Annotated in this window: 25 protein-coding genes and 1 pseudogene; 6 read left to right on the forward strand and 20 right to left on the reverse strand. The window is 63.3% G+C overall.

All coding sequences use genetic code 11. The features are described 5' to 3' along the window. Window positions 1–48: 48 nt before the first annotated feature. From MESAU_RS22055 to osmF, 5 genes are all read right to left on the reverse strand, one after another. Entirely contained in the window at window positions 49–2,190 is a 2,142-nt protein-coding gene (locus MESAU_RS22055) for a sodium-translocating pyrophosphatase (protein ID WP_015318236.1), read from the reverse strand. Window positions 2,191–2,454: 264 nt separating this feature from the next. Then, on the reverse strand, window positions 2,455–3,204 hold the full coding sequence (locus tag MESAU_RS22060; protein WP_015318237.1) for an ABC transporter permease: 750 nt from the start codon (window positions 3,202–3,204) through the stop codon (window positions 2,455–2,457). Continuing rightward, window positions 3,201–4,139 carry an ABC transporter ATP-binding protein gene (locus tag MESAU_RS22065; RefSeq protein ID WP_015318238.1) on the reverse strand — a complete coding sequence of 313 codons (939 nt, stop codon included), beginning with the start codon at window positions 4,137–4,139 and terminating at the stop codon, window positions 3,201–3,203. The genes MESAU_RS22060 and MESAU_RS22065 overlap by 4 nt, the downstream gene beginning before the upstream one ends. Continuing rightward, entirely contained in the window at window positions 4,136–5,299 is a 1,164-nt protein-coding gene (locus MESAU_RS22070) for an ABC transporter permease (RefSeq protein WP_015318239.1), read from the reverse strand. Before MESAU_RS22070 ends, MESAU_RS22065 begins: the two co-directional genes overlap by 4 nt. A 36-nt stretch (window positions 5,300–5,335) precedes the next feature. Then, entirely contained in the window at window positions 5,336–6,247 is a 912-nt protein-coding gene (gene osmF, locus MESAU_RS22075; protein WP_015318240.1) for a glycine betaine ABC transporter substrate-binding protein OsmF, read from the reverse strand. A 215-nt stretch (window positions 6,248–6,462) separates the two neighbouring features. Here osmF and MESAU_RS22080 point away from each other — a divergent pair, with 215 nt between their 5' ends. Then, window positions 6,463–7,035, forward strand: a complete 573-nt coding sequence (locus MESAU_RS22080; RefSeq protein ID WP_015318241.1) for an NADPH-dependent FMN reductase — start codon at window positions 6,463–6,465, stop codon at window positions 7,033–7,035. 14 nt (window positions 7,036–7,049) lie between these two features. Here MESAU_RS22080 and MESAU_RS22085 read toward each other — a convergent pair whose 3' ends face one another. The 13 genes from MESAU_RS22085 to MESAU_RS22145 all read right to left on the reverse strand — a co-directional run bounded on the left by MESAU_RS22085 (window position 7,050) and on the right by MESAU_RS22145 (window position 19,625). After that, entirely contained in the window at window positions 7,050–8,261 is a 1,212-nt protein-coding gene (locus tag MESAU_RS22085; protein ID WP_015318242.1) for an MFS transporter, read from the reverse strand. After that, complete coding sequence (nusB, locus tag MESAU_RS22090; RefSeq protein ID WP_015318243.1) at window positions 8,258–8,758, reverse strand: transcription antitermination factor NusB; 501 nt, start codon at window positions 8,756–8,758, stop codon at window positions 8,258–8,260. The genes MESAU_RS22085 and nusB overlap by 4 nt, the downstream gene beginning before the upstream one ends. Continuing rightward, window positions 8,755–9,249 carry a 6,7-dimethyl-8-ribityllumazine synthase gene (gene ribH, locus MESAU_RS22095; RefSeq protein WP_015318244.1) on the reverse strand — a complete coding sequence of 165 codons (495 nt, stop codon included), beginning with the start codon at window positions 9,247–9,249 and terminating at the stop codon, window positions 8,755–8,757. The genes nusB and ribH overlap by 4 nt, the downstream gene beginning before the upstream one ends. Window positions 9,250–9,357: 108 nt before the next feature. Next, complete coding sequence (locus tag MESAU_RS22100) at window positions 9,358–9,975, reverse strand: riboflavin synthase (RefSeq protein ID WP_015318245.1); 618 nt, start codon at window positions 9,973–9,975, stop codon at window positions 9,358–9,360. 6 nt (window positions 9,976–9,981) lie between these two features. After that, window positions 9,982–11,118, reverse strand: a complete 1,137-nt coding sequence (ribD, locus tag MESAU_RS22105; RefSeq protein ID WP_015318246.1) for a bifunctional diaminohydroxyphosphoribosylaminopyrimidine deaminase/5-amino-6-(5-phosphoribosylamino)uracil reductase RibD — start codon at window positions 11,116–11,118, stop codon at window positions 9,982–9,984. Between the two features lie 2 nt (window positions 11,119–11,120). Beyond that, the gene (nrdR, locus tag MESAU_RS22110) at window positions 11,121–11,600 is read right to left on the reverse strand and encodes a transcriptional regulator NrdR (protein ID WP_015318247.1); all 480 of its coding nucleotides are present in this window, start codon (window positions 11,598–11,600) and stop codon (window positions 11,121–11,123) included. 158 nt (window positions 11,601–11,758) lie between these two features. Then, a complete protein-coding gene (locus tag MESAU_RS22115) occupies window positions 11,759–12,337 on the reverse strand; it encodes a hypothetical protein (protein ID WP_015318248.1) in 579 nt (192 codons plus the stop codon). 97 nt (window positions 12,338–12,434) lie between these two features. After that, on the reverse strand, window positions 12,435–13,748 hold the full coding sequence (glyA, locus tag MESAU_RS22120; protein WP_015318249.1) for a serine hydroxymethyltransferase: 1,314 nt from the start codon (window positions 13,746–13,748) through the stop codon (window positions 12,435–12,437). A 180-nt stretch (window positions 13,749–13,928) separates the two neighbouring features. Continuing rightward, window positions 13,929–15,569, reverse strand: a complete 1,641-nt coding sequence (locus tag MESAU_RS22125) for a Na+/H+ antiporter (protein WP_015318250.1) — start codon at window positions 15,567–15,569, stop codon at window positions 13,929–13,931. Window positions 15,570–15,703: 134 nt separating this feature from the next. Next, window positions 15,704–16,957 (reverse strand): L,D-transpeptidase family protein, encoded by a 1,254-nt coding sequence (locus tag MESAU_RS22130; protein ID WP_015318251.1) that lies wholly within the window; start codon window positions 16,955–16,957, stop codon window positions 15,704–15,706. A 351-nt stretch (window positions 16,958–17,308) separates the two neighbouring features. Further along, complete coding sequence (gene ldtR, locus MESAU_RS22135) at window positions 17,309–17,824, reverse strand: transcriptional regulator LdtR (RefSeq protein WP_013896002.1); 516 nt, start codon at window positions 17,822–17,824, stop codon at window positions 17,309–17,311. A gap of 341 nt (window positions 17,825–18,165) precedes the next feature. After that, window positions 18,166–18,588 (reverse strand): DUF6163 family protein, encoded by a 423-nt coding sequence (locus MESAU_RS22140; protein WP_015318253.1) that lies wholly within the window; start codon window positions 18,586–18,588, stop codon window positions 18,166–18,168. Beyond that, window positions 18,585–19,625, reverse strand: coding sequence for an enoyl-CoA hydratase/isomerase family protein (locus MESAU_RS22145; RefSeq protein ID WP_015318254.1), 1,041 nt, complete (start codon window positions 19,623–19,625; stop codon window positions 18,585–18,587). Before MESAU_RS22145 ends, MESAU_RS22140 begins: the two co-directional genes overlap by 4 nt. 163 nt (window positions 19,626–19,788) lie before the next feature. Between MESAU_RS22145 and MESAU_RS22150 the strand changes: the two genes are divergently transcribed. The 4 genes and pseudogenes from MESAU_RS22150 (at window position 19,789) to MESAU_RS22165 (ending at window position 22,913) form a co-directional block, all read left to right on the forward strand. Continuing rightward, a complete protein-coding gene (locus tag MESAU_RS22150; protein ID WP_015318255.1) occupies window positions 19,789–20,610 on the forward strand; it encodes a DUF2066 domain-containing protein in 822 nt (273 codons plus the stop codon). Window positions 20,611–20,722: 112 nt separating this feature from the next. Further along, the gene (gene hemB / locus MESAU_RS22155; protein WP_015318256.1) at window positions 20,723–21,754 is read left to right on the forward strand and encodes a porphobilinogen synthase; all 1,032 of its coding nucleotides are present in this window, start codon (window positions 20,723–20,725) and stop codon (window positions 21,752–21,754) included. A 260-nt stretch (window positions 21,755–22,014) separates the two neighbouring features. Beyond that, a pseudogene (locus MESAU_RS30405) lies at window positions 22,015–22,125 on the forward strand (glyoxalase superfamily protein); the annotation flags it as partial. Window positions 22,126–22,268: 143 nt separating this feature from the next. Next, window positions 22,269–22,913 (forward strand): dihydrofolate reductase family protein, encoded by a 645-nt coding sequence (locus MESAU_RS22165; RefSeq protein ID WP_015318258.1) that lies wholly within the window; start codon window positions 22,269–22,271, stop codon window positions 22,911–22,913. 69 nt (window positions 22,914–22,982) lie between these two features. On the opposite strand, the gene ppk2 is transcribed toward MESAU_RS22165, so the two are convergent. After that, the gene (gene ppk2, locus MESAU_RS22170; RefSeq protein WP_015318259.1) at window positions 22,983–23,903 is read right to left on the reverse strand and encodes a polyphosphate kinase 2; all 921 of its coding nucleotides are present in this window, start codon (window positions 23,901–23,903) and stop codon (window positions 22,983–22,985) included. A 282-nt stretch (window positions 23,904–24,185) separates the two neighbouring features. Between ppk2 and MESAU_RS22175 the strand changes: the two genes are divergently transcribed. After that, window positions 24,186–25,229 carry an aldo/keto reductase gene (locus MESAU_RS22175; protein WP_015318260.1) on the forward strand — a complete coding sequence of 348 codons (1,044 nt, stop codon included), beginning with the start codon at window positions 24,186–24,188 and terminating at the stop codon, window positions 25,227–25,229. Between the two features lie 24 nt (window positions 25,230–25,253). Here the strand turns inward: MESAU_RS22175 and MESAU_RS22180 are convergent, their stop codons facing one another. Continuing rightward, window positions 25,254–26,225, reverse strand: a complete 972-nt coding sequence (locus tag MESAU_RS22180) for a glycosyl transferase family 90 (protein ID WP_015318261.1) — start codon at window positions 26,223–26,225, stop codon at window positions 25,254–25,256. Window positions 26,226–26,290 lie beyond the last annotated feature (65 nt).

The raw sequence follows: 26,290 nt of genomic DNA on the forward strand, positions 1-26,290 counted from the left end.
AAAAACCCGCGGGGATCGCTCCCCGCGGGTTTTTTCAACTGCTCCCGCTCAGCCGTGCGCGAGCACGGCCAGCAACAGGAGCGCTACGATGTTGGTGATCTTGATCGCCGGGTTGACCGCCGGGCCGGCGGTGTCCTTGTAGGGATCACCGACGGTGTCGCCGGTCACCGAAGCCTTGTGTGCCTCGGAGCCCTTGAGGTGCTTGACGCCGTCCTTGTCGGTGAACCCGTCCTCGAATGACTTCTTGGCGTTGTCCCAGGCGCCGCCGCCCGAGGTCATCGAGATGGCGACAAACAGGCCATTGACGATGACGCCGAGCAGCGAGGCGCCGAGCGCTGCGAAGGCGGACGCCTTCGAGCCCGAGATCAGCAGCACGCCGAAATAGACGACGAGCGGCGCCAGCACAGGCAGCAGCGACGGGATGATCATCTCCCGGATCGCCGCCTTGGTCAGGAGATCGACCGCGCGCGCATAGTTCGGCTTCGAGGTGCCGGCCATGATGCCCGGATCCTCGCGGAACTGCTTGCGCACCTCCTCGACGATGGCGCCCGCCGCGCGGCCGACCGCCGTCATGGCGATGCCGCCGAACAGATACGGGATCAGGCCACCGAAGATCAGGCCGGCGACGACGTAAGGGTTGGAGAGATCGAAGGAGATTTCGCCCATGCCCTGGAAGTAGGGATATTTGTCGCCATTGGCGGCAAAGAACTTCAGGTCGTTCGAGTAGGCTGCGAACAGCACCAGCGCGCCGAGGCCGGCCGAACCGATGGCGTAGCCCTTGGTCACCGCCTTGGTGGTGTTGCCGACGGCGTCGAGCGCATCGGTGGAGTGGCGCACTTCCTTGGGAAGGCCCGCCATTTCGGCAATGCCGCCGGCATTGTCGGTGACCGGACCGAAGGCGTCGAGCGCCACGATCATGCCGGCGAGGCCGAGCATGGTGGTGACGGCGATCGCCGTGCCGAACAAGCCGCCGAGCTGGTAGGTGGCGATGATGCCGCCGACGATGACGATTGCCGGCAGTGCCGTCGATTCCAGCGAGACCGCGAGGCCCTGGATGACGTTGGTGCCGTGGCCGGTCACCGACGCCTGGGCGATGGAGTTGACCGGGCGCTTGTTGGTGCCGGTGTAGTACTCGGTGATCACCACGATCAACCCGGTCACCACGAGGCCGATCAGGCCACAGATGAACAGGTTCTTGCCGGTGATCGTCATGCCGGCGACGGTGCCGACCTCGCCCCAGCCGAGCGTGGCCGAGGTGGCGACGCCGAGGCCGACGATCGACAGCAGACCGGTCACGATCAGGCCCTTGTAGAGCGCGCCCATGATCGAGCCGTTGGAGCCGAGCTTGACGAAGAAGGTGCCGACGATCGAGGTCAGGATGCAGGCGCCGCAGATGGCGAGCGGATACAGCATCGCCGCACCGAGGACAGCGGTGCCACCGAAGAAAATGGCGGCGAGAACCATGGTGGCGACAACCGTCACCGCATAGGTTTCGAACAGGTCGGCGGCCATGCCGGCGCAATCGCCGACATTGTCGCCGACATTGTCGGCGATGGTGGCCGGGTTGCGCGGATCATCCTCCGGAATACCGGCTTCGACCTTGCCGACCAGATCGCCGCCGACATCGGCACCCTTGGTGAAGATGCCGCCGCCGAGACGGGCGAAGATCGAGATCAGCGAGGCGCCGAAGCCGAGCGAGACCAACGAATCGATGACGATACGATCGTTGGGCTGAAGACCCATGAAATGGGTCAGGACGAGATAATAGATGGAGACGCCCAGCAGAGCGAGGCCGGCCACCAGCATGCCGGTGATGGCACCCGACTTGAAAGCGATGTCGAGGCCGGCGGCGAGGCTGTTGGAAGCCGCTTGCGCGGTGCGTACATTGGCCCGCACCGAAACATGCATGCCAATGAAGCCGGCGGCACCCGACAGAACGGCGCCGATCAGGAAGCCGATGGCGGCGGTGATCGAAAGCAGCCACCAGGCGAGCACGAGCACGACCACGCCGACGATGGCGATGGTGGTGTATTGGCGCGCCAGATAGGCCTGGGCGCCTTCGCGGATGGCGGCGGAGATTTCCTGCATGCGTGCATTGCCCTGATCGGCCGCGAGGACCGAACGTGTCGCCCAGATGGCGTATAGGATTGAAAGCAGGCCGCAGGCGATGACGGCGGAAATAATGGTCATTGCCGAATTTTCCTCGATTGTTGGCCCAAAAGAACCCCTCCCTGGGCCGTTGAGACAAAGACCGGATTCCGCGCGCGGAATCCACCTCTTCGCATCGGTGTATGCGAAACAGGGCCGCGAACGTCAAGATATTGTTCGGTTTTTGCCCGGCTTTCGCCCAAAAGACAAAACCCGCGACGGCAGAGCCGAAAGGGCCTTCGATTTAGATCGATTGAAATCACGCTAGGGAACCATCCAGGGCAAGACCTCCGGTCTCCCCGAGGATCATTCCGCTTCGCGGCCCATCCGGCGCGCCGTATAGCGCTCTACCGCCGACAGTCCGTCATAGATCAGCACGGCAAGGGCCGCCACGATCAGGCCGCCCTGCAGGATGAAGGCGAGATTGTTGGATAGCAGGCCGGCGATGATCACCTCGCCGAGTGTCTTGGCGGCCACCGTCGAGCCGATGGTGGCCGTGGCCAGGCTGATCACCACGGAGAGCCTTATGCCGCCAAGGATGATCGGTGCACTGAGCGGCAACTCGACCTTGGTGAGCCTTTGCCAGCCGGTCATGCCGGCGCCACGCGCCGCCTCGACGACGTTAGCCGGCAGCGTCGTCAACCCGGTCAGTGCGTTCTCGAAGATCGGCAGCAGTCCATAGAGAAACAGCGCGATCAGCGTCGGCTTCTCGCCGAAGCCGACTGCCGGCACGGCGAGCGCCAGCACCGCCACGGGCGGAAAGGTCTGGCCGATGTTGACCAGGCTGCGCGACAACGGCAGAAATTCGACGCCAGCCGGCCGGGTGACGAGGATGGCGAGCGCCACCGCGACGATGGTGGCCGCGACGGTCGCGATCAACACGGTGCGCAGATGCAGCAGCGTCAGCGTCAGCAGGCTGCCCTGATTGTAGATTACGGGAGCGTTGTTTTCGGTCAGCGGCTTCAGCAACGGCTCGAACCACCCCGGACTGGTGATGAAGGCAACAAGCAACACCACCAGCGCAAGCCTGAGCAGCAGCGGCAGCCAGGCCTTCATGCCGGCCTCGCCGCGCGCTTGACCAGTCCGTCCACGGTAACGCGGCCGATCGGCTGGCCGTCGGCACCCTTCACCGGCAGCGCCGGCCTGCCGGACCAGAGAAGTTCCGCGAGCGCGTCACGCTGGCTGGCGTCACCGGGGATCGCCTCGCCTTCGGCACCGCCCTGCTCCACCGCATCGCGTACCCGCCCCAGCGACAGCAGCCTGAATGGTTTTTCGCTGGCTCCGACCAGGGTTTCGACAAAGCTGCTGGCCGGGTTCGCCAGGATCTCCGCCGGCCTTGCATATTGCACGAGCTTGCCGGCATCCATCACCGCGATCTTGTCCCCCATGTGCACGGCCTCCTCCATGTCATGAGTGACGAGGATGATGGTGGTGCCGAAGCGCTTCTGGATTGCCAGCAGATCTTCTTGCGCCTTGGTACGGATGATCGGGTCGAGTGCGCCGAACGGCTCGTCCATCAACAGCACGTTGGGTTCGGCGGCGAGCGCGCGGGCAACGCCGACGCGCTGCTGCTGGCCGCCGGACAGTTCATGCGGGTAGCGCGGCCCAAATTCCTGGGGGTCGAGTTGGTAGAGCGTCATCAGCTCGTCGACGCGGGACTTGATGCGTGCGTTGTCCCAGCCAAGCAGCACCGGCACGGTAGCGATGTTCTGCGCCACCGTGCGATGCGGAAACAGGCCGTGGCCCTGGATGGCGTAGCCGATGCTGCGGCGCAGTTCGTACCCCGGCACCGATCGATTGTCGGCACCATCGAGCTTGATGACGCCGGCGGTTGGTTCGACCAGCCGGTTGATCATGCGCAGCAGAGTCGTCTTGCCGGAGCCCGAGGTGCCGACAATGACACAGACCGTGCGCGGCTCGACGACCATCGAGACGTCGTCGACGACAGTGGTCGCGTCATAGCGCTTGGTGATGCCTTCGATTTCGATCATGCCGTTTCAACCCTGCGCTTGGTGGCGGTCATTTCGATCACGGCGTCGAGGATGATGGCGGCGGCAAAGGCGAGTGCCACGGTCGGCACTGCGCCAAGCAGCACCAAATCCATCGCCGTCTGGCCGACACCCTGGAAGACGAACACGCCGAAACCGCCGCCGCCGATCAGCGCGGCGATGGTGGCAAGGCCTATATTCTGCACCAGCACAATGCGGATGCCGGTGAGGATCACCGGAAAGGCCAGCGGAAACTCCACACCGAAAAGGCGCTGGCGGTCCGTCATGCCCATGCCCCGCGCCGCGTCATTGGCGGCACGCGGCACGCCGGCAAGGCCGACCACGGTGTTGGCCACCACCGGCAGCAGCGAATAGAGGAACAGGGCGACGAAGGCGGGCGCCGTGCCGATGCCCCTGATACCGAGCGCGGCGGCTCCCGGAACGTGGGCCGCGACCCAGCCAAGCGGCGCGATCAGCAGCCCGAACAGCGCGATCGAGGGAATGGTCTGGATGATGTTCAAGACGTTGAGGACGCCGGCCCGCAGGCTCTCGACACGGTGGCACAGGATGCCGAGAGGCAGGCCGACGATCACGGCGGCAAGCAACGAGCCGAGAGCAAGAGTCACATGCTTGGAGCCTTCGGCCCAAAAGCTGTCGGCGCGGTTGGAGTATTCCTTGAGGATCGAGAGGCTGTCCCAGCGTCCCGAAATCAGCAGCAAGCCGATGGCCAGCGCCGCAACGACAAGCACGCCGACGCGCGCAGAGGGCGACAGGTTGAGCCGGGTCAGCACGTCGGCGAGCAAAAGCGTGAAGGCGAAGATGAGAATCCAGAAGCCGGATGCCGGCGAGACCCGAGCAAAGGTATTGCCGGCTGGAGTGAGGAATGTGCCGGCGACGCCGATGAGCAGCGCCAGCGCGACAAGCGTCACGACGCTCGCTGCAAGGCGCAAGACGAGCGGCGTTTTGAGCAGCGCGATGATTGCCGCCACGACAATGATTGCGAGCAGCAACGGCCCTATCGCCTGCGGCAGCGCCTCGACGATAGAGCGTGCCTGGCCGGGAACGATGCGGTTCGCGCGGAAGGTGGCGAACGGCGCGAGAAACGCGGCGTAAGCAGCGAGTGCAGCGATGACCACGCCGAGCTTATCGAAACGCGGGGTCATAAGGCGCCTCGCCCTGACGTCGCTATCGACGCGTCGCTATTTCAAAAACCCGTTCTTCTTCAAAAAGTCCTCGGCGACGCCCTTGACCGGCTCGCCGCCGACCTGCACGCGGCCGTTCAGCTCCTGCAGCGTGACGAGATCGAGCTTGGCGAAGACCGGCTTCAGCAGCGTTTCGATCTCGGGATGCTCCTTCAGCACCGCCTCGCGGATGATCGGCGCCGGCTGATAGACCGGCTGCACGCCCTTGTCGTCAGTCAGCACCACGAGGCCCGATGGCGCGATGCCCCCGTCGGTGCCGTAGACCATGGCAGCATTGGCGCCGCTGGTCTGGTTGGCGGCGGCCGCGATGGTTGCCGCCGTATCGCCACCAGAGAGGGTGATCAGCTGGTCCGGCTTCAACGTGAAGCCGTAGGTAGTCTGGAAGGCCGGAAGGGCTGCCGCCGAATTGACGAACTCGGCGGAGGCCGCCAGGACCACCTTGCCGCCGCCGGCGACATATTTGCCGAAGTCCGACAGCGTGACGAGCTTGTTCTCGTCCGTCACTTCCTTGCGCAGGGCGATCGCCCAGGTGTTGTTGGCCGGCGCCGGTGACAGCCAGACGATCTTGTTGGCGTCGTAGTCGAGCTTCTTGGCCGTCTCATAGGCCTTGGCGGCATCCTTCCACACGGGATCATCGGCCTTCTCGAAGAAGAAGGCGGCGTTGCCGGTGTATTCGGGATAGATGTCGATCTCACCGGCGGTGATCGCCTTGCGCACCACGGGCGTGCCGCCGAGCTGGATGCGGTCCGTGGTCTTGATGTTGTTGGCGTTGAGGACGAGCTGGATAATGTTGCCGAGCACGCCACCCTCGGTGTCAATCTTCGAGGAGACGACAACCTGAGCGCTCGCGGAAGCCGCCGTGATGGCGAGCGCCATAGCCGCGCTGGCCAGAACCTTGACTGAAAACATTGTGAAACCCCTTGCTGTGAACCGGAATGCGGTGGCCGCATATGAGCATGGCTTCAACGGCCAGTCGGGGCACACGGTTTCATAAGAAGGGGGACCAGCGCAATATTTTTGTTCCGGACGCGCCGATTTGGGCCTGGCGGCAACAGCGGGCTGGCGATTGGCCGCTATCGGGTGAATAATGCCACGAGGGTGGCGGCAAACACGGAGAGCGTGTCATGGCCATACACAAGGTCGGTTATCTCATCGGCAGCCTTGCCCAGGCATCCATCAACCGCAAGCTCGCGAAGGCGCTTGTTCAACTTGCCCCTCCCGAGCTCGAAATGACGGAAATCGGCTTCAAGGATCTGCCTCTCTACAGTTACGACTACGACGCCAATTTCCCGCCGGCCGCCCAGGCTTTCAAAAAGGCGATCGCCTCCGTCCAGGCCGTGCTGTTCGTCACCCCGGAGTATAATCGCTCGATCCCCGGCGGACTGAAGAACGCGATCGACTGGGCCAGCCGCCCCCACGGCAAGAATTCATTCGCGCGCAAACCGTCGGCCGTCATCGGAACATCGCCGGGCGCGATCGCGACCGCTGTCGCCCAACAAAGCCTCCGCAGCGTGCTGAGTTTCTGCAACTCACCGCAGATGAATGCGCCCGAAGCCTATATCCAGTTCACGCCGGGACTGATCACGGATGACGGCGAGGTGACGGTTGAATCCACTGAGGATTTCCTGCGCAATTACATGGCTGAGTTCCATATGTTCATAGCGCGGGTGCTTCAGGTTCTGCCGCCGGACGCATAGCTTTCAAATTCGCGTCAAGCCGGCCGCAAGCTTGTGATCTTCAGCGCGCCGAGTGCCACGAAGCAAAGTGCGGCGACGGGAAAGATCATCCAGTTGAGCATGGTCCAGCCCCAGGCGTTGTAGACCATGCCCGACATCAGCGACGCACAGGCGACGGAGCCGAACAGGACGAAGTCGTGGAAGCCCTGCACCTTGCCCTTTTCGGAAGGGTGGTAGCTGGCCGCCACCATGGCGGTGGCGCCGATGAAGCTGAAATTCCAGCCGAGGCCGAGCAGGATCAGCGCCGTCCAGAACTGCCACAGCGCCAGGCCCGACAAGGCAACGACGGCACAGCCGATCAGCAACAGCAGGCCGATGGCGACAATGCGCTCGGCGCCAAAGCGATGGATCAGCGAGCCGGTGAAGAAGCTCGGCCCGAACATCGCCATGACATGCCAGGAGATGCCCAGCGTCGCATCGTCCTCCGACAGGCCGCAGCCCACCATGGCGAGCGGCGCGCCGGTCATGACGAAACTCATCAGCGCATAGCTGCCGACGGCGCAGAAGAGCGCCGCGACGAAACGCGGCTTGGTGACGATTTCGGAAAGGGGTCGGGCATCGCCGTCGGCAACGTCCACCTTGCTCGCGGTCCTCGACGGCAAACGAAGGAACGACAGGATGACGGCGCCGACAACCGCCAGCGGCAGGATCGAGGCGAAGGAACCGGCAAACATGACTGGTGCGAATAATTCGCGCGTGAAGATGACGATCTGCGGCCCGAGGATGGCGGTGATGATGCCACCGGCGAGCACGAAGGAGATGGCGCGGGCCTTGAACGCCGGCGGCGCGTTGTCGGCCGCGGCAAAACGGAACTGCTGGACGAAGGCGCCGCCGACACCGATGACGAGCAGCGCGAACGCGAACAGCCAAAAGCTGCCGTGGAATAAAGCCAGGGTGGCGACCAGCCCGCCGAGCGCGGTGACCACGGTTCCGGTCATGAAACCGCCACGCTGCCCCAGCCAGCGGATAATGGCGGCCGCGGGCAAGGCGCCTAGCGCCACACCGAGATTGAAGCCGGTGATCGGCGCGGTCGCCAGGGATTTGTCGGCGCCGAGCAGATATTGCCCGGCCAGCGCGCCCATGGAAATGGCGATGGGAGCCGCCGAGCCGATGATCGCCTGCGAGGCGGCGAGGATCAGCGCGGTGCGCCGCGCCTCCTTGCCCGCCTCGACGGCGATGGCGGTCACGAAGCGTCCTTGCCGCGTCCCTCGCCACGCACCCGGCGTGACACGCGGTCGAGCACGGCATTGACCAGCTTCGGCTCGTCTTCCTCGTAGAAGGCCTTGGCGATGTCGACATATTCGGTGACGATGACCGCGACAGGAACGTCCTCGCGCTTCATCAGTTCGTAGACGCCCGCGCGCAGAATGGCACGGAGCGTCGAATCGAGGCGCGACAGCGGCCAGTCGTCGGTCAGGGCCTGGCGGATGATCGGATCGATGGTCTTCTGGTTCTCGACGACCCCGGTCAGGATGGCACGAAACCACTGCGCGTCCGCCTCGCGATAGAGCGCGCCGTCGACTTCCTTGCCGAGACGGAACGCCTCGTACTCGGCGGTGATCTCGAACACGCCGCTGCCGGCGACATCCATCTGATAGAGCGCCTGCACGGCGGCCAGACGGGCAGCGCCGCGCTTGTTGGCGTGGCGCACCGCGGGCTGTCCGGGCGAAGCGGGTTCGCTCACGATTGCGCTCCCAGTTGTTCCTTCAACGCGATCATGGTCAGCGCCGCGCGCGCGGCAAAGCCGCCCTTGTCGCCTTCGGAGCGCTTGGCCCGCGTCCACGCCTGCGCATCGTTCTCGGTGGTCAGGATACCGTTGCCGATGCAGACCGAGTCCTGCACGGACAGGTCCATGAGCGCACGGCTGGATTCATTGGCGACGATGTCGAAATGATAGGTATCGCCACGGATAATGGTGCCGAGTGCGACAAAGCCGTCATAGCCCGTCCCGCCTTCGGCCATGCCGTCGAGCGCGAAGGTGATCACCGCGGGAATTTCAAGCGAACCGGGAACAGTGACGACGTCGTAAGTCGCGCCCGCTTCGTCGAGTGCGCTTGTCGCGCCATCGAGCAGTGCGTCGGCAAGGTCGTCGTGAAAGCGCGCCTCGATGACGAGGAGGTGAGCCTTCTTCTTGGGACGAATGAACGCCTTGCCGTGTTGGGATGTGCCAGCCATAGATGTCTCCGGAGTCGCCGGTGACTTAGGCCGAAGCCGGTTTGATCGCAAGCGGAAGATTGCCCGACGCGTATCAGATTGCCGTGGGTCGGACTGTCCCGCAGGCGATCAAAGCCCCTCTTTCGCGGCCTCCGCCAGCCGGGCAGCGTAGCGGGCCATGGTGTCTATCTCGAGATTGACGCGGTCGCCTGCCTTGCGCTCGCCCCAGGTGGTGACGGTCAGCGAATGATGGATCAGAAGCACGTCGAAGCGGGTGCCCTCGACCCTGTTGACCGTGAGCGAGGTACCATCGAGCGCGACGGAGCCTTTCGGCGCGATGAATTTCGCCAGATCGCGCGGCGCTTCCAGTGTGAAGCGCACCGCATCGCCCTCATCCCGGCGTTCAACGATCTCGGCGGTGCCGTCGACATGGCCCGAAACGATGTGGCCGCCAAGCTCGTCGCCGATCTTCAGCGCCCGTTCCAGATTGATCCTGGTGCCGGACTTCCAACCGGACGCCGTGGTCAGCCTGAGCGCCTCCTCCCAGGCCTCGACCTCGAACCAGCGCGCGTTCGAGCCGCTGTCGGGCAAAGCCGTGACCGTCAGGCAGACGCCACCGCAGGAAATCGACGCGCCGATGGCGATGGTCTCGGGATCATAGGCGGTGTCGATGCGCAGTCCCACCCCTTCCCGCAGCGGCTTGATGGCGGCCACGGTGCCGATATCGGTGACAATCCCGGTAAACATCGATCGCTATCCCTGAAAATCCCTGATCCATTCGGCGTAACCGTCTTCGCCGAACCGCATCTCGCGCAGCTTGCGAAAACCCACCGGGACATGGTCAGCGTCGACAGGCGATGCAATGCCATCTTGGCCGATCGCTTCCGGACCATGGAACAGCACGATGCGGTCGACCAGCCCGTCGGCCAGGAAGGCGCTCGCCACCTTGGCGCCGCCCTCGACCAGCACGCTTGCCATGCCAAGCGCCGCCAAATCCTCGAGCAGCTCCGGCAACGCGACGCCGCCCTCGTGCGTCTCCGTACCGATGAAGCGCACGCCGGCGCGCTCGAGCACGGCCCGGCGCTGCGGGTCGGCCTCCAGGCAAGCCGCCACGTAAAGAGGTACGCGATCAACGCCCGACACCAGCTTCGAGCCCTCCGGCAGCCTGATCTGGCGGTCGAGCACGATGCGTGCCGGCGAGCGGTTCTCCAGTCCGGGCAAACGCACCGTCAGCGCCGGATCATCTTCCAGCGCCGTGCCGATGCCGACCAAGATGGCGTCCGCCTCGGCGCGCATGAGGTAGACTTCGCGGCGCGCCATGTCGCCTGTTATCGCGACCTGGCCGGCGCCTTCCCTGCCGATCTTGCCGTCGCTGGAAAGCGCAAGCTTCAGAATTACTTCCGGGCGTTTTCTCAGAGAGCGAATCAAATAGCCCGCCATCTGTTCGGCAGCTTCCGTGGCGAGGACCTTTTCGACCACTTCGACACCGGCCTCGCGCAGGATGGCGTAACCCTTGCCGGAGACCCGCGGATCGGGATCACTGGCCGCACCCACGACACGCGCGATGCCGGCACTGACCAGCGCGTTGGCGCAAGGCGGCGTGCGGCCGTGATGGGCGCAAGGCTCGAGCGTGACATAGGCGGTGGCGCCACGCGCGAGTTCGCCGGCCTCGGCAAGCGCCTCGGTCTCGGCGTGCGGCCGGCCGCCGACGGCGGTGACGCCGGTTCCGACGATCATCGGCCCGGTCCCATCATCGCGCACGATCAGCGTGCCGACGGAAGGGTTGGTCGAGGTGCGTCCGGCGTTCTTGCGCGACAGCCGCAAGGCCGCGGCCATGAAACGGCGGTCAAGGGCCGCTTGTTCGGCCTCGCTGCGTTGCGGTGCTGCCATGCTCAGCCGGCGTCCTCTTCGCTCTTTTCCTCGTCCCCCTTCAGCTCGCCGAGCAGCTCGTGGAAATCCTTGGCCTCACGGAAATTGCGATAGACCGAGGCGAAGCGCACGTAGGCGACATCGTCGAGCGATTTCAACGCATCCATGACCAGCCGGCCGACCTCGCCCGAGGCCACTTCCGTTTCGCCGGAGCTTTCCAGTTGGCGCACGATCCCGGTCACCGCGCGATCGATGCGCTCGGGATCGACATTGCGCTTGCGCACCGCGATCTCGACCGAGCGCAACAGCTTGTCGCGGTCGAACGGCACTTTTCGTCCCGACTTCTTGACCACGACGAGGTCGCGCAACTGCACGCGCTCGAACGTCGTGAAACGGCCGCCGCAATCGGGGCAGACACGCCGCCGGCGGATCGCCGCGCCATCCTCGGCGGGGCGCGAATCCTTCACCTGCGTATCTTCGGACTGGCAATAGGGACAGCGCATGGAGAGCCTTGGGTTCGCGAATCTGGTGGGGTGAAAGGCTTAGAACCTTTCCAGTGCGGATTGAAGCAGTTCCGCTTTTCCACGGCCTGCCGTACCTCAGAGATAGCGAGGCGCGAGGAAGATTGCCAGCACGGCAAGCAGTTGCGCCGGCCAGCCCGCTATGGCGCCACGTCCTTGGTTGGAAAGCCACAAGACGCGCCGAGATTGCGATAGGCCTTTGTAAAACCGTCCATCGGAATGCTGGCGACAGCCTGCTTGCCGAAAGCCACATCGAGCGAGGTAACCTGGCGCATGGCCCGCAGCAGCGCAAGACTGGTCTTGGCCTGGTTGTCAATCGTCCAGCTCGGACGGCCGTTGACGGCGTCATTGGAATAGACAGTCGTCGAAACCTTGACGCCGGGATCGCCGAAAGTCGCCGCGATCTTCTTGCCGGTTAGCAGGCTCTTGTTGTCGATGGTGATCAAGATTGCCGGATAAGCATCGGGCGGCAGCGCGTCGCCGGTCGAGATCGACAATGTCAGCGTGCCCGAATTGCCACTCGCATCGAAGAAGGCTGTGGAAGCCGCGCAGGTCTTGTGCGCGTCCTGGCCGGTGTCGAGCGTATCGACCATGGTCGTCCACCGGCCGAAAGTGCTGGTGGCAGGCATGTCCGCGGCGGGCTGCGTCTGCGCCAAAACGGGGCCGCAGGCGGCCAGCCAACCGAAGGCGCCGAGAGAAGCAAGACAGAAATTGCGCATCATCAATTCTCCGGTTCGATGCGTCACCCGATCAGGGGTGACGCGATGCCGGTGGATAAAAGATGACGCTTCGCGCCCGGTCAACCGAGATAAGGGGTCAACCGAGATAGGGATAGAGGGGGAATCGATCGGTCAATGCGACGACCTTGGCCTTGACCGCCGCCTCGACCGCGGCATTGCCTTCGTCGGAATTGGCGACCTTGAGCCCATCCAGCACCTCGGCGATCAGCTTGCCGATCTCGCGGAACTCGGCCTGGCCGAAGCCGCGCGTGGTGCCGGCGGGCGTGCCGAGCCGCACGCCAGAGGTAACGAAGGGCTTCTCTGGATCGAAGGGGATGCCGTTCTTGTTGCAGGTGATGTTGGCGCGGCCAAGGGCCGCCTCGGCGCGCTTGCCGGTGGCGTTCTTAGGCCTGAGATCAACCAGCATCAGGTGGTTGTCGGTGCCGCCGGAGACGATGTCGAGGCCCGTTTCCTTGAGGCTGGAGGCAAGCGCCTTGGCGTTGGCGGCGACGCTTTCGGCATAGACCTTGAAGCTTGGCTTCAATGCTTCCCCGAAGGCCACCGCCTTGGCGGCGATGACATGCATCAGCGGTCCGCCCTGCAGGCCGGGGAACACCGCCGAGTTCATCTTCTTGGCGATATCCTCGTCGTTGCAGAGGATCATGCCGCCGCGCGGGCCGCGCAGCGATTTGTGCGTGGTGGTCGTCACCACATGGGCGTGCGGCAGGGGCGAGGGATGCACACCGCCGGCAACGAGGCCCGCAATGTGCGCCATGTCGACCATCAGATAGGCGCCGACGGCGTCGGCGATCTCGCGAAAACGCTTCCAGTCCCAGATGCGCGAATAGGCTGTGCCGCCGGCCAGGATCAGCTTCGGTTTGGTCTCGTGCGCGGTCTTTTCGATGGCATCCATGTCGAGCAGATGGTCGTCCTTGCGCACGCCATAGGAGACGACCTTGAACCACTTGCCGCTCATGTTGACCGGCGAGCCATGGGTGAGATGGCCGCCGGAATTTAGGTCGAGGCCCATGAAAGTGTCGCCGGGCTGCAGCAGCGCCAGGAACACCGCCTGGTTCATCTGGCTGCCGGAATTCGGCTGGACGTTGGCGAAGTTACAGCCGAACAGTTTTTTGGCACGCTCGATGGCCAGTTCCTCGGCCACGTCGACGAACTGGCAGCCGCCATAGTAGCGTTTGCCCGGATAGCCCTCGGCATATTTGTTGGTCATGATCGACCCCTGCGCCTCGAGCACGGCCCGCGAGACAATGTTTTCGGAGGCGATCAGTTCGATCTCGTGGCGCTGGCGACCGAGCTCGTTGCGGATGGCGCCGAAGATCTCCGGATCGGCATCTTCCAAAGTGGTTTCGAAGAAGGATTCGAATTTGTTGGACGCCGCCGCTGCTGTTGCCATGGCCTGAGTTCCCCTAGGGTTGGAAGGGCAAATTCGTGCACGCCGTCGTCCCGAACCACTCAACGGCCTTGGGCGACATGCATTGCGTTCGCCGGGCCATTAACACAGTTGTTTTGGGCTCGCCACGTTTGCAGCGCGAAATTTGCTGGCCGGTTTGCGCCAACGGATCGCGGCGGATCGCTATTTCCTGTCCCGCCGCTGCTTCAACAAGGCCTCGGTCAAGGTGATTTCAGAAAACAGCGCGCGCATCGTGTGATCGTTGATCTCCTGGCTGCGGAACATGGCGCGCAGCGCTGCACGCTCGGCTTCGATGCCGGCCGCCCTGAGTTCCAGTTCCAGCCTGCCGGCCTCGCGAGCCTCGGCGCGGGCCTCGTCGGCTTCGTCCGAAGCCGCGATGCGTCTACGGTAGCCTGCCACGATGCTGTCGGCGACGGCCAGCCGGGCCTGGACCGCCTCGCCCTCGCCTGCCTCATTGGCGATGCTCTCGATCATGGCGATCGCCGCATTGGCGGCGCACACGCGCGCCCGGCGCTCTTCCGCCGCCGCCGGATCCTTGCCCGGCTCGACCAGCCCCCGCGCTATCCTGGGCAAGGCAAGGCTGGCGATCAGAAGCGAGCAGATGATGACGCCGGCGGCAAGGAAGATCACCACATCGCGTGCCGGAAAGGGAGAGCCGTCCTGCAAAGCGAGCGGCAATGACAGGATGCCCGCCAACGTGATGGCGCCGCGCACGCCGGCCACGGAGCCGGCAAGCCGGACGCGAAATCCGAACGGCTCGGACTCGCGTTTGCCGATGCGCGCCGCGATCGCCTGGGCGATGTCGCCGACCCAGATCCACAGGAAGCGCAGTCCGATCAGGCAGAGCGTCAGGATCAGCACCGTCGCCACCGGCTCGATCAGCCAATGACGGCTGGACAGTTCCGGTGGGACCTTGCGGATGACGTCGGGAAGCTGCAGGCCGAGCAGGATGAACAGAGCGCCGTTGAAGACGAAGGTGAGCGTCGCCCAAAGCGACAGGGTCTGCATGCGCGCCGACACGCCGAGGAAGCGGTACATGCCAGAAGCCCCGGTCAGCAGGCCGGCGGTGACCGCCGCCAGGATGCCCGAGGCGCCGACATGCTCGGCGCCGAGATAGGCGACGAAAGGCAGCAGGATCATGACGAGAACCTGCGCCTCGGCCGGCACGCCGCCGATGCGGTTGAGCAGTTGCAGCGCCTTGGCGGCGATGAACAGCGCCGCGACACCGGCCAGGATGCCGGCGGCGACGGCGTAGAGGAAGCTGAGCGAGGCTCCCGCGAAGGAGAAGCTGCCGGTCAATGCCGCCGCCACCGCAAAGCGGAACATAACCAGGCCCGACGCGTCGTTGAGCAGCGACTCGCCCTCCAATATGTGCATCAGCCGGGACGGAACCACATTCCTGTCGACGATCGCGGACACAGCCACGGCGTCGGTCGGCGACAGAACGGCAGCCAGCGCGAATGCGACGACGAGCGGAATGCTCGGCACCAGCCAATGCAAGGCATAGCCGAAGCCGACAATGGTGAAGAAGACGAGCCCGATGGCGAGATCGAGTATGGGTCCGCGCAAGGCGACGAGTTCGCGTTTGGGCGCCGCGAAGGCGTCGCCGAACAGGAGCGGCGGGATGAACACCAGCAGAAAAAGCTCCGGATCTATCTCGACATGCAGGCCCTTGGCCGGCCAGGCAAGGGCCGCGCCGATGGCGATCTGCAGCACCGGCAGCGGCACCCGAACCAGCCGGACGAGCGCGCCCGACAGCGCGACGAAGACGAGCACGACGAGAATGAAGATGGCGACGTCCATGGCATGATCCCGGCTGTTTGCCGACCATCGCCAATCGCCTGAGCTTCGTCCAGCCGGCCGAATGAGTGGATCTGACGGCGTCCGCAACAAAAAAGCCGCCCCTGAGAGCGGCTTTTTAAAAAAATATCAGCTCGTTACAGCGAAGACGTGATCTGCAGTTCGCTGTTGCCGTCGAGCGCATAGACGTCGTCGCGGAACTGGACGACGCCGGGTCCTGTCGACCAGGCAGAGAGATAGAGGAAATGCACCGGCACCGGGTTGGTGACCTGGATCGGCGTGTTCTGGCCGGTCTTGATGGCCGCCTCGAAATGCTGGCGATCCCAGCCGGGCGTGTCGCGCAGGATCCAGGTGACGAGATCGCGCACGTTCTGGACACGCACGCAGCCCGATGAATCGAAGCGCATCATCTTGCCGAACAGGCTCTGCTGCGGCGTGTCGTGCATGTAGACGCCGTCCGGGCTCGGGAAATTGATCTTGACCGACGCCATGGCGTTTTCGGAACCGGGATCCTGGCGGAAACGGTACTTGGCCGCATCGTCCGTCGACCAGTCCACATTCATCGGATCGACTTCGCTGCCATCGGGCGCGAACAGGCGGATATGGCTGTTCTTGAGATAGTCGGGATCCTTCCGCATCAACGGAATAATGTCCTTGCGCACAATCGAGACCGGGGCGTTCCAGTACGGATTGACGATGATCTCGTTGATCTTGGAATTGACGATCGGCGTCTGGCGATCGATCTTGCCGACGATCGCGGTGTGGCGAAGCACGACGCGGTCGTTCTCGACCGCTTCGATCTGCGCCGCCGGAATGTCGACCAGAACATAACGGCTGCCCAGCGTGCCGGCCTTTTCCTTCAGCCGCTGCAGATTGGTCTGCAACTGGCCGAGCCGGATCTGCGCCGAAACGTTCATCGCGGCGTAGGTGTATTTGCCCATCGAACCGTCAGCCGGCAGGCCGTGGCGCAACTGGAAACGCTTGACCGCCGAGTCAACATAGGAATCGAACGCTGTCGAAATGCCGGCGCTCTGCGACAGGTCGCCCGCAACCATCAGGCGCTTGCGCAGCGGCACCACGTCCGGATCGTCGACGCCGAGTTGCAGCTTCTTGGTCGCGGGAACGTCCGTCCAACCGCCCTGCCCGACAATGTTCTGATACTGCGCGACCGCCTGCTCGGTGAAGGCGACGGTCTGGGGACTGAAGATGGGCAGCGTCGAGGCCACCTTGCCGCCTTCGCTGGCGCGGGCATCGAACTGATCGTCCCAGTTGCCGCGGGCCGAGGATTTCAGGATATCCCCGATCACATCCTGCGCATTCGCACGCCCAGCCATCACGGCGGCGGCGAGCGCGGAGGCTCCGGAAAGGAAAAAGCGGCGGCTGGTTCTCATGGACGTTCCAGACATTCTTGTAGCGGTTCGATCACTTGCTGCGTCGACCATCGCGCGATCTCGCCCGCACTCTAAAATCGGCAATCTTAACAATTAGCCAACCATGGGCCGTATCACATTGGCGACCAAGGCAAGGGGCGCGACACGGTTGCGGGTGGACGCATGGTCTTCACCACAGCATCACTGCCGCTCTCGGTTCCATTGGAATATGGCGGCAACGTGGCCTTGGCCCGTAATTTGCTTTGGCCGAACGCGCGAAAAGAGAAGACCGGTGCTTTTCGGCACCGGCCCTGACTGGAGGTCGCTGTTTCGGCCACGCTTCTGCGGCGGGGCTCCGTTTCCAGGATGCTCTTACATCCGGTAGGCAATCGTGTCGTTCCAGAAGCGGTCGAGGCGCTGCAAAGCGCGGTTCATCTGCTTGAACTCGTCGGTGTTGATGCCGCCGACCTGTTCGATCGAGCCGACATGGCGCTCATAGAGACCGGCAACCACGTCTGCCACTTCATTGCCTTTCGGCGTCAGCGAGACACGGACCGAACGGCGGTCGATGCGCGAGCGCTGGTGATTGATGAAGCCGAGATCGACCAGCTTCTTCAGATTGTAGGAAACGTTGGAGCCGAGATAATAGCCACGCGAGCGCAGTTCGCCGGCGGTCAGCTCGGAATTGCCGATGTTGAAGAGCAGCAGCGCCTGGATGGCGTTGATGTCGGAGCGGCCGTTGCGGTCGAATTCGTCCTTGATGACATCAAGCAGACGGCGGTGCAGGCGCTCGACCAGCTGCAGCGATTCCATGTACAGGGAACGGATAGCCTCGCGGCGATCGTCGGAAACGTTGGCGGTCTTCGCCGCCGGACGCGAATTGATCATTGTCTTTGCCTCTCGTTTGTCGCCTTGGTGATTTTTTGTTTTTCACCTTGATCGCGACACTATCGAATACTCATAAAATTCGACTTAAACGCTAGGGCTAACAAGAGCTTACCGGTAAGAGGTTTCGCAAGACGCTTAACGAACGGTCACCCGAGCAAGGATGATTAACCTAAAGATTTAGGCAATGATCGCCGCGCCGGATTCAGGCGGTCGCCAGGTCGTCAACGCGTACAAGGGCTTGCAGCGTGTCGCGGCGAACAGGATTCGCCCGACCTGCCGCAGGCTTCTGATTTTATGCATGTCGTTGTCCCGCAACCGAGGACACTTCGGGGCGACATGCATTAGTGCCGTGCCGGTCGTTTCTGCAGGTATATGACGACGCGAAAGACGATATAGAGCAGCGCCACGCAGGCATGCGAGACGATAATCAGCAGACGATGGCCGAAAAGCTCGGGAAAGCCGGCATACATGACCGTCTCCGTGACCGCGCAGATGAACCAGATCACCGGACCCCAGGACGCCAGCATCCACAACCCCGCCGCGGCGAAGGGAAAGAACACGGCGAGCATCACCGCCGCCACCTGCCAATGCACCGGCATAAGGTCGAACCGCCACAGCGAGCCCGGATAGAAGCCGATCAGCTTGATCCAGTAGAGGATGCCGAACAGCAGGCAGTAGCCCGCGATGACGCGCTGGAACCAGGCGAAGATCACCTCGACCGTCGAGGGCTGCAGGATGACGCGTCTCGATGTCACTTCGCTCACAGCTCGAGCTCCCGATCGCCGAGCGGGGCAAAATAGGCCTCGACATCCGCCTCGCTAACCGCATCGATCGCTGCCGGCCGCCATTGCGGCTTCGAGCCCTTGTCGATGATGGCGGCACGGATGCCTTCGTAGAAATCGTGGCCGGCCAGCATCCGGTTCAGGATGCGGAACTCCATCCTCATGCAGTCGTCCATCGACAATGTCTGCCCGGCGCTGATCTGTCGCCAGGCGACGCGAAGGCTGGTCGGCGAGCGCGTGCGGATCGTTGCCAGCGTCCCGGTGGCGAATTCGTCATTGCCCGCGCGGTCCAGGCTGTCGATCAGATCCGGCAGCGACGGTTGGGCGAAATGGCGGGAGATCGCCTCCAGGATCGGCCTGTCGGTCTCCCGCTTGGCCGAGACAAAGAAACCGCGCAGCACCGATTCCGGATCGCCCGTCAGCGCCAGCCGATCGAGGAAGCTTGCCTGGTCTTCAGCCTTGATGGTGTGGGTGGCCAGCCCCGACCACAGCGCATCGCCATAACGAATGCGGTTCCCGGTCAGCGCCAGGTACATGCCGAAGGAACCGCCAAGGTCGGGCAGCAGATGACTGGCGCCGACATCCGGGAAAAAGCCGATGCCGACCTCCGGCATGGCGAACTGGGCATTCTCGGTCATCACCCGGTGCGAACCGTGGAAGGAAATGCCGACCCCGCCGCCCATCACGATACCGTCGATGAGCGCCACATAGGGCTTCTTGAAACGCGCGATGTAGGCGTTGAGGCGATACTCGTCGGCGAAAAATTCGACCGGTGGGTTTCCAGCCCGGCCGGCTTCGTAGATGTGCAGGATGTCGCCCCCGGCCGAAAACGCCCTGCCCTCGGCCTTGACCACGACGACATCCACACCCTCGTCGCGCTCCCAAGACCGCAGGGCCTTGCCCAGTGCCTTGATCATGCGATGGGTTACGGCGTTGAGCGCCTGCGGCCGCGTCAGCGTGACGACCCCGGCCCTGCCCAACCTTTCGAAGCGAATTTCGTCGCCTCCACCAAAATCCATCGCCAGAGAATCCTTGTTCCCGCGCCTGCGGGACTGAAGTGCTAAAGGCGGCACATGGGTGCGTCAATGGCTGCAGCCTGGCCGCCTCGATCTTGGCGGCTAGCGGTCGCCGATGCTAGACATTGGTGGCCGGTACTACAGGCCGAGAGCAGGATACTTAGCCATGCCGCAATTTTTGCGCTTTGCCTTTGTTCTGAGTTGCCTGTCGTTTTTGTGGGCAACCAATGTCCCCGCGGGGGCAGCCGACCTTGGCGACCTTTACCACTCGCAGACCATTGTCACCGGCCAGGGTGAAGAAAATCGTCAGCTCGGCTTCAGGACCTGCCTCGACAAGGTGCTCGTCCGTGTTTCGGGCGATCAGCGGCTGCTTGCCAGACGCGAAATGGACGCGCTGCGCGACAAGGCCGGCAGCTTTGTCGACTCGTTCCGCTACCATGACCGGATGGAGGGCATTCCGATCCATGACGAGCAAGGGACGCATGACCGGCCGCACGATCTCACCTGCTTCTACAAGCCTGATGTGATCGACAGGCTGCTGGCGTCGCTCGGCAGCAGGCCCTGGCTTGGCGAGCGGCCGACACTCACCGTCTTCCTCACGACCGAACAAGGCGCGCGGCATTTCATGCTGAGCGCCGAGGAAGGGCGTGGCGAGACGATGCGCGAATCCTTCGTCAATGCCAGCGGGCCGATGCTGATGCATGTCGCGTTTCCCAAGGCCGCGCAACTTGCCGGCTTGGGCGAAGAAGCGCTGCGCGCGACGGACATGGCAAGGCTGGATCGAGTGGCCAAGCAAGCCGGAGGCGACCGAGCGCTCGCCGGCACCATCGTGTGGAGCGACAAGGAACTGGGCTGGGTCGCCGATTGGCGACTGGCCGATCACGGCAAGACCTATCGTTGGCAGGTGCGCGGTGTCAGCTTCGACGACGCGTTCCGTGTGGCAATCGGAGGCGCGGCACAGATCCTTTCGGGCAACGGGCAGCCCTGAACCAATAGGCGTGGCGGGACAGCGCTGTGGCAGCTTTCGGCGCTGGCACAAACGTGTCGCATTGGTCAGCACAAGGGCTCGTGGTAAAAGCCGCGGATCCGGAGTTTTGGCCATGAACAAATTCACCCCAGCAAAAGCTGCCGGCACGCGCAGCGTCGATGACGTCACCGGCAGCCGCCGCCTGCGCCGCATGCGCAAGGCCGACTGGTCGCGCCGGCTCGTGCAGGAGAACAGGCTGTCGGTCGACGACCTGATCTGGCCGATCTTCGTCGTCGAGGGCAGGAATGTCCGGGAGCCGATTGCCGCCATGCCCGGCGTCTTCCGGCTGTCGGTCGATCTTGCCGTCAAGGAGGCCGAACGCGCGGCCAAGCTCGGCATCCCGGCCCTTGCCACCTTCCCCAACGTCGATCTCGGCCTGCGCGACCAGACGGGTTCCCACATCCTCGACCCTGAAAACATCATCAACCGCGCCACACGCGCCATCAAAAACGCGGTACCCGAGATCGGCATCATCACAGACGCCGCACTCGACCCGTTCACGAGCCATGGCCATGACGGCATCCTGCGCGATGGCATCATCGTCAATGACGAGACCGTCGAACAGGTCGCGGCGGCGGCCGTCATCCAGGCAGCGGCCGGCGCCGACATCATCGCGCCGTCCGACATGATGGACGGCCGTATCGGCGCCATCCGCGACGCGCTCGACGCCAACGGTTTCCAGGACGTGGCGATCATGTCCTACGCCACCAAATTCGCCTCGGCCTTCTACGGCCCCTATCGCGAGGCGGTCGGCACCGCCGGTCTGCTCAAGGGCGACAAGAAGACCTATTATATCGACCACGCCAATTCGGACGAGGCGGTGCGCGAGGCCGAACAGGACCTCGCCGAGGGCGCAGACATGCTGATGGTCAAGCCCGGCCTGCCCTATCTCGACATCATCCGCCGGCTGAAGGACGAATTCCAGATGCCGACCTTCGCCTACCAGGTCTCGGGCGAATATTCGATGATCAAGGCGGCTGATTCCAATGGCTGGATCGATGGAGAAAAGGCGATGCTGGAATCGTTGCTCGCCTTCAAGCGCGCCGGCTGCGACGGCATCCTGACCTATTTCGCGCCCGAAGTGGCTGTGATGCTGAAGGGGTAGCCCGACTTCCCGGGCAAGGCACTTCAGTAGATGTCACCACTCTTTCAACTGGTCGGCGGTTCTATCGAAAACCCGCTGACAAAAACTGGCGACTGCAGCTATGATGGAAGCATGGCCGGAAGCGGCCGGCAGCCCGCACCTCGGCCAAGAGGTATGGCGAACGCCTCCTGAGGATGCTTCCTGACCCGTTTCACCGTCGGGCGAAGGTGTCGGCATTGCGGGCACTGACGAAGGCTTCGCCGTGACCCGAGGAAACGGACATGCTTGCCTATCGCGACGCCAAGACGATGGCGAAAGCCATGCGGGAGGCGCTTGCCGCCCGCGACCTGACGATCAGCCACAGCGAGGCCCTTGAGATCGTCGCGCGCCAACCGACCGCCAATGAGGCGGCGGCCGTAGCTTGGCGGCAATCGGAAATACCTTTTCCGGCTCGAAAAACCACTTGCAATTCAAAATCAGTTTGCTAGAAGAAACCACTTGCAAAAGACAACCGGTTCTCAAGGAGGAGGTTCTCATGTCCAAACTTCGCGTCAACGCTTTCAGCCTGTCGCTTGACGGCTATGGCGCCGGTCCCGATCAGAGCCTTGAAAATCCGCTCGGTGTCGGCGGACCGGCCCTGCACAAATGGGCTTTCAGCACCCGCACCTTCCGCAAGATGTTTGGCCAGGAAGGCGGCGAGACAGGCGTTGACGAAGACTTTGCGGCGCGCAGCTTCGAGAATGTCGGCGCCTGGATCCTCGGCCGCAACATGTTCGGGCCGATCCGGGGCGAGTGGCCTGACGACAGCTGGAAGGGTTGGTGGGGCGACAATCCGCCCTATCACGTCCCGACCTTCGTGCTGACGCATTACAAGCGCGATCCCATCGTGATGGAAGGCGGCACGACTTTTTATTTCGTAACCGACGGCATCCATTCGGCTATCGAACAGGCCAAAGCCGCCGCGTCAGGCAAGGATGTGCGGGTCGGCGGCGGCATCTCCACCATCCGGCAGTATCTGCAGGAAAAGCTGATCGACGACATGCACGTGGCGATCTCGCCGGTGCTGCTTGGCAGAGGCGAGAACCTTTTTGCGGGCCTCGACATGCTGAATCTTGGCTACCAGTGCAGCGAACAGGTTGCGACGGCACTGGCCACGCACGTCGTCATCAAACGGGCGTAAGGTGGAGAAACCCTCGACGAAAGCCCATTTCTCCCCGTCACTATACGGGGAGAAAGACAAAACTCTCGCTCAATACTTCTCCGGCACGTAAAGCTCGCGCGGCAGCACCTGGCGCTCGTATTCCGGGTTGAAGACGCGCTCCGGCAGCGTGATCTCCTCGTGCGGCACCTCTTCATACGGCAGCTGCTTGAGCAGATGGTCGATGCAGTTCAGCCGCGCGCGCTTCTTGTCGTTACCCTCGACGATGAACCAGGGCGCCTCGGGAATGTTGGTGCGGGCGAAGGTCTCCTCCTTGGCCTTGGTGTAGTGTTCCCAGCGCACCCGCGACTGCAGGTCCATCGGCGACAGCTTCCACTGTTTCATCGGGTCGTGGATCCGCATCAGGAAGCGCATTTGCTGTTCCTCGTCGGTGATCGAGAACCAATATTTGACCACGGTGATGCCCGAGCGCACCAGCATGCGCTCGAACTCCGGCACGTCATGGAAGAACTCCTCGACCTGCTCGGGGCTGGCAAAACCCATTACCCGTTCGACGCCGGAGCGGTTGTACCAGGAGCGGTCGAGCAAAACGATCTCGCCGCCTGCCGGCAAATGCGGGACATAGCGCTGGAAATACCATTGCGACTTCTCGCGTTCGGTCGGAGCCGGAAGCGCCACGACGCGGCAGATACGCGGATTGAGCCGCTGTGTGATGCGCTTGATGACGCCGCCCTTGCCAGCGGAGTCGCGGCCCTCGAATATCACCACCAGTTTCTTCTTGTGATAGGCGACCCAGGATTGCAGCTTGATCAATTCGGACTGGAGGCTGATCAGGTCGCGAAAATACTGCATGCGATCGATCGAAGGCGGATGCGAGTTCTTGTAGATCTTGGCGATCTCCATCGAGAGGGCCGGCTCCGACATTTCGAGCTCATAGTCCTCGTCGAGCGTGTCGGCGAGCTCGGCTTCAAGCCAGTCCTTGGCAGGGGAATTCTGTTTCAGCTCGGTCATATCAACTGCTCCGCTTGCAAGCCCTGTCGGTTACCACTGGGCGCTCCAAATTGCTGGCCGGCGGCCGGGAATGGAAACACCTGAGCCGACTTCAATATAGGCCGGCGGTGACGGTTTTATTGCAGCACAGGCGCAATTGCCGACGTTGCAAATTCCGCGATGTCTGATCGATCGACCGTCGTCGCATGGCGACAAGCCGGCCGAATTGTCCTACAAATGCGCGGTCGCCTTCCAGGCCTGCCTTGCCGGCACGCCTCTTCAACAAAATCGTGAGGATCTGACATGGAATACCGCACCCTTGGCCGTTCCGGCCTGAAGGTTTCGACACTGACGCTTGGCACCATGACATTCGGCGGCGCCGGGCCCTTCGCCGCGGTCGGCAACAGCGATCTCGCCGAAGCCAAGCGGATGATCGATATGTGCATCGATGCCGGCATCAACCTCATCGACACCGCCAATGTCTATTCCAACGGCCTCTCCGAAGAGATCATAGGCGAAGCTCTCGGCGGCAAGCGCAAGAACGATGTGCTGATCGCGTCCAAGGCGCGGATGCGGATCGGCAAGGGCCCGAACGACGAGGGCCTGTCGCGCCATCATCTGATCCGTGAATGCGAGAGCAGCCTGAAGCGCTTGAAGACCGATGTCATCGACATCTATTTCGTCCACCAATGGGACGGCCTCACTCCGCTCGAGGAGACCGTTGCCGCGCTCGACAGTTTGGTCAGCCAGGGCAAGGTGCGCTACATCGGCTGCTCCAACTATTCCGGCTGGCAGGTGATGAAGGCGCTTTCCATCAGCGACAGCCGTCACCAGCAACGCTTCGTCACCCAGCAGATCCACTATACGCTGGAAGCGCGCGAGGCCGAGTACGAGCTCTTGCCGATCTCGGTCGACCAAGGGCTGGGCGTTTTGGTCTGGAGCCCGCTCGCCGGCGGCCTGCTGTCGGGCAAATACCGCCGCGACAGCCCGACCGCTCGCCAGCTTGCCGGCTGGTCCGAGCCGCCGATCCGCGACGAGGACCGGCTGTGGCGGATTGTCGATGTGCTGATCGAGATCGGCAAGGATCGTGGCGTCTCGGCGGCGCAGGTGGCGCTCGCCTGGCTGCTCGGACGCCCTGCCGTCTCCTCGCTGGTGATCGGTGCCCGCAATGACGTTCAGCTCAAGGACAACCTTGCGGCGGCGGCCCTGAAGCTCGGCACCGAAGAACGCCAGCGCCTCGACGCGGTCAGCCGGCCGGCTCTGCTCTACCCCTACTGGCACCAGCAACTGACAGCGAAGGATCGCTTCGGCCCAGCCGACCTGGTTCTCGACCGCAGCGATATCTGATCAGCGTCAGGCAGAGAGCAAGAGCTAGCCGCCGATAAACCGCCAGAGTTCGGGATCGGGTTCGATCTGGCCGCCGAGCACGAAATATTTGTAGAGGACGAGCAAAGAGATCGCATGCTCGTCCCGTTCATTGGAGAATTTGCGGCAATAGGCATTGGCTGCGGCGATGATGCGCTCCGCCGCGGCCGGGTGCCCTTCGAAATAGCGCACTTTTTCGCCGAGATCGGCAAAATCCGGGTCGAGCGGCGCATAGTGGATACCGGCCTCGAGCTGGCTCTCGCCAAACCATGTTTCGTAGGTCGGCGGCGGCATCAGACAGAGCGAGTTGGAATTCATGATCCATTTGAGGTTGGTCGCCACGTCATTGCCCTCCAGCGAGACGATGTAGCGATAGCGCAGGTGCTGGCTGATGCTGAGGAAAGGCTTGCTGTACTTAGCCGGTGCGCTGCGCTTGTGCGAACCGGCATCGCAGAACGGCAAGTCGCGCGCGACATCCAGGAACCGTGTCCTGATCGGGTTGTTGAGGTCGCCGCGCCAGACCACGGCAGGGCGCTTGTCGGCGAAGGCGACGGTATCGAGGGGCATGTGGAAGTGGCGGAATTTGTTGAACTTCATGACGACGGCATTGCCGTTGTCGGCGCGGATCGGCCGGTCCTTGACGAGGGTCGGCAGCTTGGGCACGCCGATGACATCGCCGAACTTCAGGTCGATGAGCAATGATCGATCGAAATAGCGGGCAAATTCCTTCAGGTCGTAATAGTACATGCTCGGTTCAAACGGTATCTTGTCGATGCGCACAGCATCCGGGCCTGGTGTAAAAGCGTCCTGCAGCTTGTTGTAGTGATTCAGTCGCCGGCGCACGGCCTCGTCCGAGAGCCTGGCCTGCTGCAGGCGGCTGGCCAATCGCCGCCGGAAGATCGCCTGGGGCGCGATATCGCGCATGACGTTCCGCGCATAGTAGAAGACCTTTGCCGTCGTTCGTTGGAGGGTGGCCATGGACTCTTTTGATCAAAGATAAACGCGGTTGAACAAGTGAAGGTCGGGATGGTTCCCGCAGCATG

The organism is Mesorhizobium australicum WSM2073, assembly GCF_000230995.2.
Lineage (GTDB): Bacteria > Pseudomonadota > Alphaproteobacteria > Rhizobiales > Rhizobiaceae > Mesorhizobium > Mesorhizobium australicum.